The organism is Pseudomonas sp. MF09150 (assembly GCF_059862355.1).
Window position 1 is genome coordinate 1 of sequence record NZ_JCBCUS010000015.1, and the last position, 16440, is coordinate 16440.

General features: G+C 53.3%; 15 protein-coding genes and 1 pseudogene. 11 read left to right on the plus strand and 5 right to left on the minus strand.

Translation table 11 applies throughout. The features are described 5' to 3' along the window. Positions 1 to 127 (plus strand): annotated as a pseudogene (locus AC19YX_RS32415) (IS5/IS1182 family transposase); the annotation flags it as partial. Between the two features lie 878 nt (positions 128 to 1005). Continuing rightward, positions 1006 to 2262, plus strand: coding sequence for an integrase domain-containing protein (locus AC19YX_RS32420; protein ID WP_500607849.1), 1257 nt, complete (start codon positions 1006 to 1008; stop codon positions 2260 to 2262). 285 nt (positions 2263 to 2547) lie between these two features. Here AC19YX_RS32420 and AC19YX_RS32425 read toward each other — a convergent pair whose 3' ends face one another. Beyond that, positions 2548 to 3453 carry a viperin family antiviral radical SAM protein gene (locus tag AC19YX_RS32425; protein ID WP_500607850.1) on the minus strand — a complete coding sequence of 302 codons (906 nt, stop codon included), beginning with the start codon at positions 3451 to 3453 and terminating at the stop codon, positions 2548 to 2550. A gap of 54 nt (positions 3454 to 3507) precedes the next feature. After that, positions 3508 to 5382, minus strand: a complete 1875-nt coding sequence (locus tag AC19YX_RS32430; RefSeq protein ID WP_500607851.1) for a hypothetical protein — start codon at positions 5380 to 5382, stop codon at positions 3508 to 3510. Positions 5383 to 5665: 283 nt separating this feature from the next. Between AC19YX_RS32430 and AC19YX_RS32435 the strand changes: the two genes are divergently transcribed. From AC19YX_RS32435 to AC19YX_RS32465, 7 genes are all read left to right on the plus strand, one after another. Next, on the plus strand, positions 5666 to 5995 hold the full coding sequence (locus AC19YX_RS32435) for a hypothetical protein (RefSeq protein WP_500607852.1): 330 nt from the start codon (positions 5666 to 5668) through the stop codon (positions 5993 to 5995). Between the two features lie 92 nt (positions 5996 to 6087). Beyond that, positions 6088 to 7056 carry a DUF932 domain-containing protein gene (locus tag AC19YX_RS32440; protein WP_500607853.1) on the plus strand — a complete coding sequence of 323 codons (969 nt, stop codon included), beginning with the start codon at positions 6088 to 6090 and terminating at the stop codon, positions 7054 to 7056. 78 nt (positions 7057 to 7134) lie between these two features. Then, complete coding sequence (locus tag AC19YX_RS32445; protein ID WP_500607854.1) at positions 7135 to 8139, plus strand: YqaJ viral recombinase family nuclease; 1005 nt, start codon at positions 7135 to 7137, stop codon at positions 8137 to 8139. Between the two features lie 87 nt (positions 8140 to 8226). Further along, positions 8227 to 9177: a recombination directionality factor gene (locus AC19YX_RS32450; RefSeq protein ID WP_500607855.1), complete on the plus strand. Its 951-nt coding sequence runs from the start codon at positions 8227 to 8229 to the stop codon at positions 9175 to 9177. Further along, positions 9149 to 9646, plus strand: coding sequence for a RadC family protein (radC, locus tag AC19YX_RS32455; protein WP_500607856.1), 498 nt, complete (start codon positions 9149 to 9151; stop codon positions 9644 to 9646). Before AC19YX_RS32450 ends, radC begins: the two co-directional genes overlap by 29 nt. Positions 9647 to 9659: 13 nt before the next feature. Then, positions 9660 to 9869 (plus strand): hypothetical protein, encoded by a 210-nt coding sequence (locus tag AC19YX_RS32460; protein ID WP_154911896.1) that lies wholly within the window; start codon positions 9660 to 9662, stop codon positions 9867 to 9869. A 60-nt stretch (positions 9870 to 9929) separates the two neighbouring features. Beyond that, a complete protein-coding gene (locus AC19YX_RS32465; protein WP_500607857.1) occupies positions 9930 to 10235 on the plus strand; it encodes a hypothetical protein in 306 nt (101 codons plus the stop codon). Here AC19YX_RS32465 and AC19YX_RS32470 read toward each other — a convergent pair. Further along, the gene (locus tag AC19YX_RS32470; RefSeq protein ID WP_017739179.1) at positions 10222 to 10569 is read right to left on the minus strand and encodes a helix-turn-helix domain-containing protein; all 348 of its coding nucleotides are present in this window, start codon (positions 10567 to 10569) and stop codon (positions 10222 to 10224) included. The two genes, AC19YX_RS32465 and AC19YX_RS32470, sit on opposite strands and share 14 nt — an antisense overlap. A gap of 138 nt (positions 10570 to 10707) precedes the next feature. Here AC19YX_RS32470 and AC19YX_RS32475 point away from each other — a divergent pair, with 138 nt between their 5' ends. Together AC19YX_RS32475 and AC19YX_RS32480 are read left to right on the plus strand one after the other, a co-directional pair. Next, positions 10708 to 11061, plus strand: a complete 354-nt coding sequence (locus AC19YX_RS32475; RefSeq protein WP_236267683.1) for a hypothetical protein — start codon at positions 10708 to 10710, stop codon at positions 11059 to 11061. Between the two features lie 51 nt (positions 11062 to 11112). Next, positions 11113 to 11901 (plus strand): hypothetical protein, encoded by a 789-nt coding sequence (locus AC19YX_RS32480; protein ID WP_500607858.1) that lies wholly within the window; start codon positions 11113 to 11115, stop codon positions 11899 to 11901. Positions 11902 to 12026: 125 nt separating this feature from the next. Here AC19YX_RS32480 and AC19YX_RS32485 read toward each other — a convergent pair whose 3' ends face one another. Together AC19YX_RS32485 and AC19YX_RS32490 are read right to left on the minus strand one after the other, a co-directional pair. Then, positions 12027 to 15131, minus strand: coding sequence for an HsdR family type I site-specific deoxyribonuclease (locus tag AC19YX_RS32485; RefSeq protein ID WP_500607859.1), 3105 nt, complete (start codon positions 15129 to 15131; stop codon positions 12027 to 12029). Then, positions 15124 to 16440 (minus strand): anticodon nuclease, encoded by a 1317-nt coding sequence (locus tag AC19YX_RS32490; RefSeq protein WP_500607860.1) that lies wholly within the window; start codon positions 16438 to 16440, stop codon positions 15124 to 15126. The genes AC19YX_RS32485 and AC19YX_RS32490 overlap by 8 nt, the downstream gene beginning before the upstream one ends.

A 16440-nucleotide genomic window follows, 5' to 3' on the forward strand; every position in this document is an offset into this window, starting at 1 on the left:
TGGCTGGCTGAAAGAAAATCGCAGGATCGGCACTCGCTATGACAAGCTGGCCAAGAGCTTTGCAGCCATGGTCACCTTGGCCTGCAGCCTACGTTGCATGCGGCAATACTTTTCGTACAAAGCCTAGTCAGAAATCTACAAACCAGTTGTAAAATCGATACCCCGCGATAACTGACACTGCGCATGTGGTTAGGCTCAATAGAGGCCATTGTCCTTCAACGCCCAGCCACCACTGCACTTTGAACAGAAACGCTCCCATCAACACACAGGCCAGAACACCTAGAGCCAGGCCAATTAACGCAAATAGCCGAGTCCCTAACCCCGGATTTCCGCCATGCCAATTCTCACTCAGGCAAAAGGGACAGTGATTCGACGAAGGCGAATAGCCCCAGAAGCCACGGCTATATGTCGCTCTCGGAACCATCGCTTTGCCACAGTTTTGACAGGTAACCATCGAGTGTTTCATACCGCACCTCAGCTCAGACGTCCTAGATGAGCCCATGGTGCGCGACCGCGGAAAAAACCCAATTGCGTGGCCCGAGCTACCCAGCGCCCCGGCCTGGGCTAGGATCAAACCCTGGTCGCCAGATAACCGATACCATGCTGTGCACGACCGACACCATCTAATGCCCGCCGGTGAGTGGCTAGCTCCGCCTTGTCGCAGAACGATAATTCAGGACGCCAGTTCAACTCCTCAAATAGCCGTTCATCGAAAATATGTGCGCGGGGGCACTTATGGGGGCACTTACGCAGAATACAAACAAAAATGCATTTTAAAACAGTAACTTAGATACAAATATTTAATCCCCCCGGCTCCACCACTTCAACATCTAAAGACGTCCACGGACGTCTTTTTTTGTGCCTGAAATCAAGTAAATACGGGGCTTTCAGCGCCATTAGTGTCCGCGAACTTCCAGCAAGATCTATGTCTTTTGGTATTCCAGATGGTATTCCAAGCCTTCAAGTGCTAATTTTTGGAATACCAAAACATCTCATGGAATACCAATGTGCGCTCAAGCTACTCGCCTTTCTGAACTCAAGATCAGAGCCGCCAAACCTTTAGAGAAGGATTACGTCCTAGTTGATGGTGATGGCCTTCAGATGCGAGTGAGAATCAATGGCTCGAAGCTCTGGAACTTTAACTACTACCACCCTGTAACCAAGAAACGCATCAACATGGGGCTTGGCACGTACCCTGAGCTGTCTCTCGCCCAAGCACGAAAAATGACCATTGAGGCAAGGGAGCTTCTGGCTACTGGTATTGATCCGAAAGAGCAGCGAGATAATCTAAAGCAGGCTAAGAAGGCTGAAACCGAACACACATTTCAGAACGTAGCCACTGCTTGGTACGAGCTCAAAAAAGACTCGGTCACGCCTGCTTATGCCGAGGACATCTGGCGCTCGTTGACGTTGCACGTTTTTCCGGACCTTGGCACCACACCGATCTCAGCCATCAGTGCACCACAAGTCATAAACCTGCTTCGGCCACTCGAAACCAAAGGCAGTCTTGAAACAGTTAAACGGCTATCACAGCGACTCAACGAAATCATGACCTACGGGGTCAACTCGGGACTGATTCACGCAAACCCGCTTAGTGGGATTCGATCCGTCTTCAAGAAGCCGAAAAAGAAGAATATGCCGGCACTTGCTCCCGATGAGCTGAAAGAACTCATGGTGGCAATTGCCAATGCCAGCATAAAAAGGACCACTCGCTGCCTGATCGAATGGCAGCTCAACACCATGACCCGCCCAGCAGAGGCAGCCACCACTCGCTGGGAGGACATCGACTTCGAGAAGAAAATTTGGACGATTCCTGCTGAGCGCATGAAGAAACGCCGTATACATATTGTGCCGCTCACAGATCAAGCACTGGCACTGCTGGAGGCAATCAAACCCTACAGCGGACACAGAGAGTATGTATTTCCTGCAGACCGTGACCCTCGAACCCATTGCAACAGCCAGACCGCTAACATGGCGCTAAAGCGCATGGGCTTCGAAGGTCGGTTGGTAAGCCATGGCATGCGCTCAATGGCTAGCACTATTCTCAACGAACACGGCTTGGATCCTGAGCTGATTGAGGTGGCGCTTGCCCACGTCGACAAGGACGAGGTTCGTAGCGCCTACAACCGAGCGGAATATATCGAGCGCAGACGCCCGATGATGGCTTGGTGGAGCGAGCACATTCAGGAAGCAGCCACCGGCAACATGTCGGTGTCAGCCATAACGGAAAATCGGGACAGAAAAGTCGTTTCGATTCGCTGACGAGCTTATCCCTGACCAGGAGCAAGCAGTGCCGTTCCAGGTCAGGGGCACCCGACAAGTGTTAAGTATCTGGCACGTAATGGATCGTACTTACCAGACGCCTGACAGCATGCAAGAAGTTATCAAATGCGCGGTAATCGCTTGGAGTGCAAGGCACGCTAACAAAGCCTCTTCCTTCGGGCGGACGAATGCGGCCATGAGAGCGCCCTGACTGATATGACCAACCTTCAGCGAGAAGACGCCTAATCAGCAGATTGATGTCCTTGGATGAGCTGTATCTTCTCATTATCGCCCCTCCACCAATGCGTCCCGATATCTCGCAGCATAGGCGCCGGCCGAAAAGCGCCATTCGCTGAACGCACGCTCAGCACCAATCACGTCAATAGGGTTGCTGTAGTAGTAACCCGTCTGACCGATTGTGTTCTGAAAGAAGCGGCCCAGCGGGTCGATCATAATGTACGACTCTGTCATGTCGTCATTACCCTCGACACACATCACGTCATGAAAAATGTCATGCCGTGCAACGAATGCGAGAAAATCCTCAGACGAAACCGCCAGATCACTGGTTACTACCTGCAGCATGCGCAACACTTTCCATCGATCTGGCATAAGCGCATGCATGATCGGCGACATGTCTTCTTGGTGGTTCAGCGCATTGACCACTGTATTGACCTTCAATCGCAGAGCCGAATTCTGCGACTTTGCGCGCACCAGTATTTCGGGGAGCGAGTCCACGTCCAGCAAAGAGCCACGGCTGTCGAGGCGGCCAATGCCGATGTTCCTGGTAGGATCCGCTGAGTCAATACTCAGTCCGAGCATGGAAACCAGCGGTGCGAGCCGGTCAATCAAATCGTTTGTGAGCCGGCTACCATTGGTGATAATGGACGCACCCATCCCCTTAGTTCTCGCATAATCCAGTGCGCGAAGCAGAGCATCTTGATACAGCAGCGGCTCTCCACCGGCCAGATTCAAACGAATACTGGACCACGTCATGTGCTGACTGAGCGGATTGGCATCGTTCTCCGGATGAAAGAATGCCTGCAGTTCATCGAGCAAATTACGGACGCGAGTCCAGTCATGCAGCAACTCCCTGCCGGCACCATCCCATTTCGCATAGCAGTAGCGGCACTTGTAGTTACAAGCTTCAGTGATGTGCCAGTTGATAACCAATTCGGAAACATGAGGACGCATAGCCCCCTCTCCACTTCGGAGATACACCATGATTCAGCTCCTGGTGAAAGAGGGTTAGGCGTCGAGATGAGCGACATAGCAAAGCCGGAACCCGACTTTGACGCCCTTGTAGCTCATCGTCATATGAACAGGGCAGAGATTGCGCTCAATTGAGCCACCGACAATAGATTGGCCGGTTGCTACAGAGGCAATCGGCGCTGCTCCATGCAGGTGGTCAGACAGCCACTCGCCGAAACCCGGCACAGAGAGGAATGGGACTCCTTCGTCGTTGTCGACCCATTTCAGGTTCGGTCCATAGTGCATGGAGCCGTCAGGCCGGTAGCAATGCGAAGAATTGCCACCCAGCCTGCCATCCCCACCGACAATGCCCCAGCCCAACTGTTCATAAATAGGATCGTCTGGCATCTCTCCCTTTTTGACGACAAGGCTACGCACCGATGACACATGGCTAAAGTCCATCGGCGGCGGGGCGATCTGCTGCCATTCTTCGACACTCAGCAGTCGAACAGAAAGCCCTGTCAGCCGCTCATAGTCACGACAATAGGCCAAAGCATCCAGCCAGGTCACGCTCACCGGAAGCTCAGCGGGATCCATGTTGATACTGCCCAAGTCGTCGATTTCCTTCGAACTTGTTTTGAGCGCCTTCTCTTTCCTGGCCTGCCCCCAGTTCGACCGAGCACAGAAATCGAAAAAATCAACGATCGAAACGAGGGGAGAAACCATCAAGCAGCTCTCACCGAGCCGGTGCGGGATGAAGTCATCGGATGAGACCCCAGTATCAGGGCGTGGCGTTCGGTACCCCTTGCCGGCAATGAGCTCACGCTGAATCAGCTTCGCATAACCAGGCCAATTGGCTGCCGTTCCACCTTCGTTGTAATGACGCGATTCTGCATCGTGCTCCAGCTTTTCCGTCCAAGTGCCGGTTGCAAAGTACAAATGCCCGTCCAGCTTGCTCCGGTCCATAGCCTTGGGGACTTCGTCCTTATTAAAGAACGGGTAAAGCGGGTTGGAGGAAAACTTCTTGTCGCGTTGATCACGAACAACCCAGTCAAAAGCGCCGTTGGCACCCTTCAGGAATATAAGGTTGGCATTTCCCGGAACTGGTAGTACGTCCACCCAGCCTTCATCGGAGCCTTCAATTTCTTTACGGAACAGCTGGAACATCTGCAGCTCAAACGCCAGATCTTCTTCGGACATGTTGTAACTGCGCATCACCGGCTTACCCACTGCCGGCTCCATCAGATTGTTGCCCATCATGTTGTACATGCAGCCGATGAACTCACTTACCGCATTGAGCATCAACATCCGGCCGGTCATATCGAGGTAGTCGAGACCGCAGCCATCCTGCATGTACTCCGCACGCATGAGGATTTTGTCCTCATGCGGCTCACAAAAAGCGTATCGCTGCTGGTCTGTCCAAAATGTGCGGCCAGCTACTTGGTCAAAATCCAGACGACCGTACGCGCGCGGAGCGAACAGGCAAGAACCCACCCCGGTAAAGATCCGCTTGGGCAGTGCCAGACCGGAGTTGAACAACCGATCGGCAACCTGCTGTGCCACTAGAGCACCAGCCATTCTTGGTGAATACGACCACTTAATGAGATCAGTCGGCACCGACATGCCGTGCTCGCACAGAAAGTCGGCAACCTTCTGCTGCTCGACCTCGCGCCAGTGGGTATAGGACTGCGCACCGAGGGTGCGGGCAAGAGCGTCCTGTAGCGCAACCGATTTGACGGAGCGCGCAATCTGCTTGGGAATAGGCCGCGACCAACGACTGCGCAGCTCGTCTACAGCACCACGGATGTGGTCGTGATGAAGGCCTTCGATTCGCATTGACCAGAAGCGCTCAGAACTCCCGTCTTCGGTGTTCGGCTTCTCAGTCAGGACATGGACGTCACGCGATGCACGCAACAAATCAGACATATTCATAGCTCTCTCCAATAAAGCCACGGCAACAACGCACCGTGATGCCTCAGGCAACAGGTCATGGTCAGCAGGGATTTGGAGAGAGAGGGCAAGGCCCTTTGAGCTGATCAACTGAGGAGGCAACTGCTCAGCCGTGGTTGCTCAGGCACCACACGCACTTAAGCGATAGTTGATCTTATTACTGACCATAGCCCGATTACAAGGCCTCGATTGTTGAGGTTTTCGATTCAAAATAATTTCAACCACACATTACTGCTATGACATCACCACCAAAGAGGTTCGTCCCATGTCATTGCAGTGTCCTCGCTGTCATTCCCCCAAAATCGCTTCTTTCCATCACGCCATGAAAGTCGGCGCGGCCATCGGCACCGTGGGTGGTGCTGCGCGCGGCGTCAGTGCTGCGCTGGCTTGGGGGCAAGCGGGGGCCCTTATTGGCGCTATCGCCGGCCCTGTCGGTATCACCCTCGGTTCTGTATCGGGTGCCATCCTCGGCGGGTTGGCCGGCGGTGTCGGCGGTTGTGCTCTCGGTGCACAACTGGGCGAGTCGCTTGATCGCCACGTTCTGGCCCATAACCTCTGCTTGCTATGTGGACACCGCTTCAACCTCCCGACCTAACCAAATCAACGTCACTTCTATTTATTAGGTCCGGACGGTGCTGCGCTGGGCGCGGCGCTTTATGCCGGCCTGCACCCAAAGGAATCTCAACCATGGCTCATCTCGTCGAAACTATGGCCTACGCTGGCGCTGCACCGTGGCATGGCCTAGGCAAACTGCTCACGCAGAAACAATCCATCGAAGTCTGGCAACGCGAGGCTGGAATGGACTGGGCGATCCAAGAAAGCCCCGTTCACTTCAAAGCCGACACTGTCGGCCATCTCGGCAGCATCCACTCCTTCCCCGAGCAGAAGGTGCTCTTCCGTTCGGACACCAAGGCTCCGCTGTCGGTGGTTTCCCAGCGCTACCACACCGTGCAGCCGCGAGAGGTGCTGGAGTTCTACCGCGATCTCACCGAGGTCTCGGGCTACGAGTTGGAGACTGCGGGGGTACTCAAGGGCGGTCGCAAGTTCTGGGCGCTGGCGCGTACCGGGCAAGGAGCAGTACTCAAGGGTAACGATCAGGTCAACGGCTACTTGCTACTGGCTACATCCTGCGATGGCACCCTGGCCACCACAGCAACACCAACCACCGTGCGAGTGGTGTGCAACAACACCCTGACCATCGCCCTGGACGGCACCAGCCGCGCGATCAAGGTGCCGCACAACACCCGCTTCGACCCGAAAGTAGTGAAGAAGCAGCTCGGCATCGCCGTCTCGCAGTGGGATGAGTTTATGTACCGCATGCGGACCTTGTCTGAGCGCAAGGTGCAGTGGCATGAGGCGCTGGGGTTCTTCATGACCGTGCTGTGTGAGACCAGTCCAACCGGCGCACTGCCGGAGGTACTGCCAAACGAACGCGCTCTGCGCAAGGTTCAGGAGCTGTACGAAGGTCGTGGTCGGGGCAGTCAGCTCGACTCGGCACGCGGCACCGCCTGGGGCCTGCTCAACTCCGTGACCGAGTTTGTCGACCACGAACGGCGGGCACGTAGCAACGAGTACCGCATGGACTCGGCCTGGTTCGGCCAGGGGGCGCAGATTAAACAACGTGCCCTGGAAACCGCCCTGCAACTGGTCGCTTGACTGCCCACATACTCACCCCATAACGCCCGATCAGCCTGGTAGCTGATCGGGCGTTTCTATTTCCCCAAGGTGAACGTTATGAAAGCCACTTCATTGAACCGCAGCACCGACAAGCCACGCCCAGCGCTGCGCCTAATCAGTACCAAGGAGTTACCGCGTGAAGATTGGCTGGCCGTGCGTAAACAGGGCATCGGCAGTTCGGATGCAGGCGCGGCCGTTGGCCTCAATCCCTATAAATCACAGCTAGAACTGTGGCTGGAGAAAACGGGACGCGACACCACATTGCCCAAGGCCGACCCGCACGATGAAGAAAGTCCGATGTACTGGGGCAACGTGCTGGAACCAATCGTGGCCTGGCACTACAGCAAGCGTACTAATAACAAGGTGCGGCGCATAAACGCCGTACTGCAACATCCGAATCCGGATATGTCCTGGATGCTGGCCAACATCGATCGCGAGGTGATCGGTACCGACGATGTGCAGATTCTCGAATGCAAAACCTCCGGCATAAATGGCGCACGTCTCTGGAAGAACGGTGTTCCTGAGTATGTGCAATTACAGGTCATGCATCAGCTCGCCGTCACTGGTAAGCAGGCTGCGGATGTAGCGGTATTGCTCGGCGGGCAAACGCTGGAGATCCACCGCATTGAACGGGACGACCAGATGATTGCTCGTCTGATCGAACTGGAACGCAGGTTCTGGCAGTACGTGGAAACCGATACACCACCACCTGCAGATGGATCCGCCTCGGCTGAGCTGGCATTGCGTTGCCTGTACCCGGAGGACAATGGCCAGAGCTTAGATCTCAGCAATCATGCTGGGCTGACTGCTGCCTATATCGAGCTGAAGGCGGTACGTCAGTTGATCGCTGAAAAGGAAACGCGTGAAGCCCAGCTCAAGCAAATGCTGCAGCAAGCCATGGGCGATGCTAGCCGCGCGGAGTTTAGTCACGGCTTCATCAGTTGGAAAAAGTCCAAAGACAGCACCGTGCTGGATGTCGAAAACATGCTGAAGGAGAAGCCTTACCTGCAGGCTCGCTACACCAAGCTCAAGCAAGGCAGTCGGCGCTTCTTTGTCGGCTGATCTTCACCTTACTCAACCCTTTCCCCTTGGCCAGTCCATGCAGTTAGCCCTGCGTGGCTGGCCTTTATCGTTTGTAGGAGAACCATCATGTTGAAAGGCTTAGCCCTAACACCGCCGATACTCGGACGTATCTCCATCGGCAAGGTCATCGAAAAAAACGGCAAACGCCTGCCGGAAAAGGATGATCAATTTACCATCACCTCTCAGGTACACAGCAAAGACGGCTGGCTGCTACACCCACTCAACGATGAGTTGCGCAAAGGCCAGGACGACAAGTTGCGCAGTATTCCTGTGCGCTTGCTGTTCAATGAGCCGGAGCTGAATTTTCGAGCGGACTACACGCTGTTTGATCGGCAATCAGGACGACCGTTGTGCATCGGCAATGGTGAGCACTGTAAGCGGGTTACGCAGGACGGCATGCAGTCGTTGCCATGTCCTTCACCGGATGCCTGCCCACTGGCCAAAGGCGGTGCCTGCAAACCCTACGGCCGGCTGAATGTGCTGATTGGGGATGATGATCCGCTAGGCAGCTTCGTGTTCCGCACCACCGGCTTCAACAGCATCCGCACCCTAGCGGCTCGCCTGCAGTACTTCAAAGCTATTTCCGGTAATCGATTGGCTTGCCTGCCGCTGGAGTTGCGCCTGCGTGGCAAGTCAACGCGGCAAAGCCATGGAACACCAATTTTCTACGTCGATCTCACAGTACGCAGCGGTATGGACATGGCCGAAGCACTGCAGTCTGCGAGTGAGCTAGATGTGCAACGACAGGCGGCTGGCTTTGATCAGACAGCGCTGGATGAAGCCGCGCGCCGTGGCTTTGGCAATGGTGCCTTTGAGGACAGCGAAGAAGACGCCGGTGCAGTGATTGAAGAGTTTTACCCCACCGAAGAAATCCCACTCTCAACCACAAGCATTTTCCCGCGCTCTACGAAACCCAGCCTATTCGAGAAGCTGGACACGCAAGCCCAGCGCCACACCTCACCGACAGATAACCATCAAGGAACTTCACATGCGTCTACACAAGCTGAAGGCCAGTGAATCTACTGGTACCTACCAAATCGAGTCACCGATCAGTGAAGCCGACATTCTGCTAATGGCCCGGCAATTGGCAAATCTACGCCTGCGCCGAGGACGGGCATTAACTTCGCCGAAGGACGTCTTCAGCCACCTGCAAGCATTGTTGGGCGATTACGAACATGAGGTATTCGCCTTGCTTCTACTCGATAACCGGCACCGAGTAATCGTCTTTCACGAACTGTTCCGGGGCACCCTGGACAGTGCAAACGTCTATCCCCGCGAAGTCGTCAAAACCGCCCTAGAGCACAACGCTGCAGCAACTGTATTAGTACACAACCACCCTTCCGGTGATCCAGAACCTAGCCAAGCAGACCTCACCCTGACCCACAAACTACAGGAGGCCTTGAACCTGGTTGGGGTGCGAACACTGGACCATATCGTGGTAGGTCGCGAGGGCTGCGTATCGCTGGCGGAGCAGGGCTATCTATAAGGAGAACACGACGATGAAGCTACTACGCATGTTTGCGGCCGTACTCATGTTCACCGGCATACTTGCGGGCTGCTTGGCCACTCTATTGTTGGTGCTTTTGATGGTGCGGTTCCCACCACTGCTGATCGCCGTACTGCTGGCGTGTTGGATGTTCTGCCGTCTCTTAAAGGCATTGGCACCCAAGCCAGCAGCGGCAGATGCCACCACGGCAGCACCGAAATAACCCTACGTCTGAGGAGCGTCAGGCATGCACTAGCGCCTCAACTCAATAGGAAACATAACAATGAACAGACAGTGTTTGATCTGCGACTCCAGCGCCGTGCTGACACGTGACGCCGCCAAAGGGCTGACCTTGCTGATCGGGTTGTTTAATGGCGCAATCGAGGGTGCTCAACGTCCGCATGAAAGGAGCGGCCAGTTCGCTCTTCTCAGCGGGCTGGCCGCAGTTATGCCTGCTTATCCAGCGGCCAGAAAAGAGGCAGATGAGGTTGTGCGGTTCCACTTCGCCGACTTTGACTCTCTCTGCCTACGCTGTGGTGCTTTGTTCAACGAAGCAGCCGAAATCAAGGAGCGGCTTAACCCCGGCTGAGGCGCGCCACCAAACTCTCCACAAACTCCAACACCAGCGTACGGTCACCTGAGTCCAGCACGGATAACAGCCCCTGCAGTCGACGCGCCTGATCCTCCTGACGCGTGCTGCCCTCAGTTAGCAGGTCAGCAGTCTCGCAGCCGAAGACCGTCGCCAGCTCAATTAAGCGTTCGATGTTAGGCATCACAACGCCACGCTCAATACGGGATACGGCCTCGCTTCCAATCCCGAGCTTTTCCGCAACCTGCTCCTGACTCAACTTGCTGCGAATGCGCTGGCGCGCAATGGCTTGCCCAACAAACTCCGCTAGCTGCTTCGATTTGGTTTTTGACATTTCACCCTCCAGGACAACCTGGATGGTTGAGCATCAACCCATTGACATGAAGGACTCATCAAACCGAGACTCACCCCAATAGGTTGATATTCGACTTTTATCTAACCCACGACTTCAAACAAGGAGCACAGAAAAACCATGATCGTCGTAACCGGCCTAAACGAAGCACAGATTGAAGGCCTCGTGAAAAGCAAAGCGTCCTTCGAGATCCATGGCCTCAGGGGAAATTTCATGGCAGGCATCAAACTGGTCGAAACCAAGATTGAAAGCCAGGGGCTGAAGTGTCGAGTCAAAAGCGATGTAAAAAGTGCAGTTGTACAAGGCGGCGCACTGGGTGCGGTATTCAGCGTCCTGACAACACCCGCCACATTGACCATCGCAGCATTAACGGCCACAGCAGGTGTAGGCCATACGCTCGTTACCTATAACCCTGATTACGAAATCATCAAGGACTACGTCAACAAGCAGCTCAAAGTTGTTTACAAGCAATAGCAGCCTGTTCAAGACCTATTTCCCTCTCACCTTCATAGTAAGAAACAGACAATGAAACGTATTTTTAGCATTCTCCTTCTCGCGTTCTGCGCCCAAGCCAACGCTGAAATCTCCGCATACCAAGGTACAGCGGCTTTCTTTCCCGACGAGAAATCGACGCACAACCTCCCGGAGGCAATTCCATGCGTCACCCGTCCAGCAGCGACGGGTCAACCGATGCTTTTTTGTACTTGGCTCACCAGCACGCGCTACGTAGATATCTGGGACGCTCAGCGCCAGCAAAGCGTCCGTATCACCAATAAGGTCAATGGCATGTGTCAGCGGGGTAACTGCCGAATCCAAGGTGCGGAGGTAGGTCACTGGAAGGAGAACACTCCGTTCCAGCTCTCCATCTGGTATCGCATAGGCAGTAGCACCGATGGCAAGCCCGTCGCCTACCGCACCGACGCGACTCGGCAAGTATCGTACGTTGAAGCTGGCAGTCTATTGATGCAGTTCTACCTAGATGCAGGCGTGCCGGACAATGAACTGGTTTCGACCTTCGACAAGCGCTACATCGGTGGCTGGGCCGCGTGGAATCAAGAGAAAAACGGAACTGCATCAACAACGACGAATACCCCAGCCGCTCCCCTGCCCGAATGGCCAGAGGTCAAAACCGCTTGGTGTAACCCGCAAGCTGATGACGATTGCTATATCAACAACAAGAAGGTACCAGTCGCTGAGCTGGGTAAATGGTTGCCCGATATCAGTGAATCGAATGCCGACCAGCTAGGTGGCCACTGTGAAACCATCCTCTGCTTCGACAAAGATGACCAGCCGATGGGCTATCTGTTGCAATAACAGTTCTGAGCCCCGTTGCGCAGGCTAAAACAGTCGCCTTACTCATTCTGAAGAACCCAAAAATCGAATAAGCGGCATGAGTTGGACAGAGGGCTACTGAGCTCCCTATCCGCCTCATACCGATTTTATTTAATGCTCCCACCCACACCTTTGAACTTCTCGACATACGCAGCGATCTTTTGGAACACGCTCTGCTTCTTGGTCAGGTATTGAGGGTTCAGCGGGCTCATCTTGGGTAGCACGGCGTTGAGTTCTGTGCCGCTGTCGCTGGCGAACTCCCGCTTGAGGGCGGTGGTGATATAACGTCTGGCCGCTTCTGCATTAAGGTTCTCAGCGCTAATCAGTTCCTGAGCCTCTCGTTGTTGTTCCGCTTGGGCAAAGATGAAGAAGGCGTCTATCACACTGGCCTTATCGCCAATCTGGTCAAGGTCGGTTTGTTTGATGAAGTCCACCACCAAGCTCTCTTTGGCGCGGTTGCCCAGACTTGCGCGAATCACGCGACGCGCCTCATCCACTAGGTCGGACTTGCTCTTTATCTTTTTGTTGTGCTCGAAGATCAGCTCAAGGATGTAATCCAGGTTGATTTCTTGCGACTTGAGCAGGTCCACCTCAAAGACCACATCATCCCAATCGATAGTTGATTTTTCTTTGTCGTTGGAGGACTTCTCCCGACGCAGCCAATCGCGAACATCGTTATAGGTTGAGCGATAGTCCTGAATTTTTCGCTCTGCTGGTACCTTGATTGCTTGCAACGCAGCCAGATCTTCATCGTTTAAATAGTGCTTGACCTTGAATGCCTCAACTGCCTCCGGATCATTCAGGTCGACACTTTGCAAGGCCTCCAGGCGGGCAAACTCATCGTAGTTCTGAAGCACGTTCTCAACGCGCAAATATTCGCCGAACAGTTTCGCGAAGGCTTTTTTATCGGACTCTTTTTCAATGGCTGAAGGGTCAGGAAAACGCTGTTCCAACTCTTTCACCACTTCCACAAAGCCGCGTCGCGCTTCACCGGTGGCCACATCGGTGAAGCCTTCCATGTACTCCTTGTAGCTCTTCTCCAGCACCACGTTCTTGGTGTTCTTGTCACCGAACAGGGTGATGGCATCAATTGTCGCCTGCTCCAGATCGCGGAAGGTCACGATGTTGCCAAAGGTCTTGGTGGCGTCGTAAATGCGGTTGGTGCGCGAGTAGGCTTGCATTAGCCCGTGGAAGCGCAGGTTTTTGTCGACAAACAAGGTGTTCAGCGTGGGCGCATCGAAGCCGGTCAGGAACATACCCACCACTATCAGCAGGTCGATCTCCTTGGCCTTCACCTGCTTGGCCAGATCGCGGTAATAATTCTGGAAGCCATTGCTGTCCACGCTGAAGTTAGTTTTGAACAGCGCGTTATAGTCAGCAATTGCCGCGCTCAAAAACTCCTTGGCGCTGCTGTTCATGGCAGTGACATCAAAGCTCTCGTCCTGAATGTCACCCACCGCCTCCTGCTCCTCGTTCGCCGCAAACGAGAAGATAGTGGCTACCCTCAGCGGCTTGTCGCTGTTCTTCTGCAACTCACGGAAAGACTCGTAGTACAGCTTAGCGGCGTCCACGCTGCTCACGGCAAACATGGCGTTGAAACCTTTGTTGCCCGCTTGCAGGCGGTGGGTTTTCTGCCTGAAGTTGTTCAGGATGTACTGGGTAATTTCGCGGATACGATCGGGGTGCAGCAAGGCCTGCTTGTTTTCCGCAGCGCTGAGTTTCTTCTCATCTTGCTCGGTTTCGATGGCTTTGAACTGCGGGCGCACATCGTTGTAATCGACCTTGAACTTGAGCACCTTTTCATCCCGAATCGCATCGGTGATGACGTACGAATGCAGCTCGCGGCCAAACACGCTGGCGGTAGTTTCCGCACCCAGCGCGTTCTCGGGGAAGATCGGTGTGCCGGTAAAGCCAAACTGATAGAACCGCTTGAACTTCTTCTTCAGGTTCTTCTGCGCTTCACCAAACTGGCTGCGGTGGCACTCGTCAAAAATGAACACCACCTGCTTGCAATAAATCGGCAGGTCGCCTTCGCCCTTCATCAGGTTATTGAGCTTCTGGATGGTGGTGACGACGATCTTGTTGTCGTCTTTATCCAGATTGCGCTTCAGGCCTGCCGTGCTGTCAGATCCATTCACGCTGTCCGGTGAAAAGCGCTGGTATTCCTTCATGGTCTGGTAATCCAGATCCTTGCGGTCCACCACGAAGAACACCTTTTCGATGAAATCCAGCTCGGTGGCTAAACGCGCCGCCTTGAAGCTGGTCAGCGTCTTACCCGATCCAGTCGTGTGCCAGATGAAACCGCCACCCTCAAGCGCGCTCCAGCTTTTGATCTGAAAGGCGCTTTTGATCTTCCACAGAATGCGTTCCGTGGCGGCGATCTGGTACGGGCGCATCACCAGCAGCGTGTTGCTGACATCAAACACCGAGTAGTGCAGCAGCACATTGAGCAGGGTGTGCTTCTGGAAGAAGGTTGCGGTGAAGTCTTTCAGGTCGCGGATCAAGCTGTTGTCCGCGTTCGCCCAGTTCATGGTGAAGTCGAAGCTGTTTTTGTTGCGCGTCGTGGTGTTGGCAAAGTAACGGCTGTCGGTGCCGTTGGAGATCACATACAGCTGCAAATACTTGAACAAGGAGTGTTCGCTGTTGAAGCTCTCCTTGCTGTAGCGGTGCACCTGATTGAAGGCTTCGCGAATCGCCACGCCGCGCTTCTTTAATTCCACCTGCACCAGCGGCAGGCCATTCACCAGAACCGTCACATCGTAGCGATTGGCGTGGCTGCCGGTTTGTTCGAATTGTTTGATCACCTGCACCTTGTTGCGGGCGATGTTTTTCTTGTCCAGCAGGTAGATGTTCTGGATGCGGCCATCGTCAAACACAAAGTCATGGATGTAGTCGTCGTGAACCTTGCGGGTCTTGTCGATAATGCCGTCGCTGGGTTTATCCAGATAGGTTTCCACGAAGCGCAGCCATTCGCCATCGCCAAACTGCACGTTGTTGAGCGTTTGCAGCTGTACGCGCACATTGGCCAGCAAGGCCACTGGCGTGTTCAGACCGGGCAGGTATTCATAGCCCTGATTCTGCAAATCCTGAATGAACTCGCGCTCTAGGTCGCCTTCACTCTGGTAGCTTTCTGCGGCCTTCCATTCCTGGGTGTATTTGTCCAGAACAATGAAGTTGTTGGCTTCAGCAATCGGCTTGGTGTAATCAACCATTTTGCTCTTCCTGCTTTCTGAAACCATAGGTTTGAATTAAGTAGTTCACCAAACCCTCAAGATTTTCCCTATCTTTATCTTCTATATCTGCGATTTCTTCGCCCGCATGGGCAGAGTGACTGGACAGATTAAGAATTCTATTAGCAAACGGATCGGGTTTATCTTCAGCTATTTTCGGCAATAGCGCAGGCCAGTAGTTGTAGCCAAGGAATGTGGCCATCTTTTCCAGAATATTTCTGACAAAGCTGAAGTGGTACTTTCTTACTTTTCCGCTCTTGATGGCACTTTCTAGTTCGGACAACAGAAATAGGTGATAAGAGAAAGGAGAATCCGTTGGCTGCTCTAACAGATCAAAATTGCCATCCGCCTGCTTTTCTAATCGGTACTTCTTAAACTCCCTATTCGCATTGTAAGAAAGACTGTATGTTCCATCTGCCTTCTTTTCATAAGCTTTATTGCTCAGCTCATTGCATAGCACGTTATAAAAAAGTGGGCTGTGCGTTGTGACGACAAACTTAAGATCTGATTTGCTAGATTTGATCAGTCCTGCCAGGTCGACTGCCAACTCGATTAGATGACTGTCATCTAGAGAGCTCACAGGGTCATCAATAAAAACATATTCCAACTGATTAAATTTATCAGTTATTCGATTCGTGGCATCAGGCTCATTAAGAGTGGAAACTACCTGCTCCAGAAATGTGTAAATAATACTCCAAAAGAAGTTACTTTCTTCGCCTTTAGAGATTTTAACAATTTCATAATGCCCTTGAACTACATTAACAGCGTCATCTGCTGTGACAGCGGAGTCATTCACTGTTACAAGCTGCTTGGCCGCTATTTTAAAAGTGACCTCAGAAAAGGCAGGAACGGTGATTTCCGTCTCCTTACCATCATGATCTTTGGCTTTGTATTTGTATGATTCATTAAATTCTGGCGTAACTTTACTGCTCGTATAGCGCTGAAAATTGGAAATAATATTGCCATCTTCCCCAAGATCTTTAAGTAAAGCAATAAGCCAGTCGGTGAACGTATTTGGCTGGATTTTCAACTTGGGTACAGGATCAGCTTCAGCTTTCAAATCGTTATCCCAATAAAACAAATCTTCGGTGAAGGCGTTGTAGTATAGGATTTTGTTGCGTGACAACTCGGCTTGCTCTGCATCAACTTCATTTAGTTCTTTTTTTGGTGCAATATGCCGCTTAAACTCGCGCGATAGTCGTGTTTTTCCCGAGCCATTAAAAGCATAGATTAGCTGCACTTTTTTATTAGCCGCTTGTAATTGCTGTGCTATTTCCGTTAGCGTGCTCAT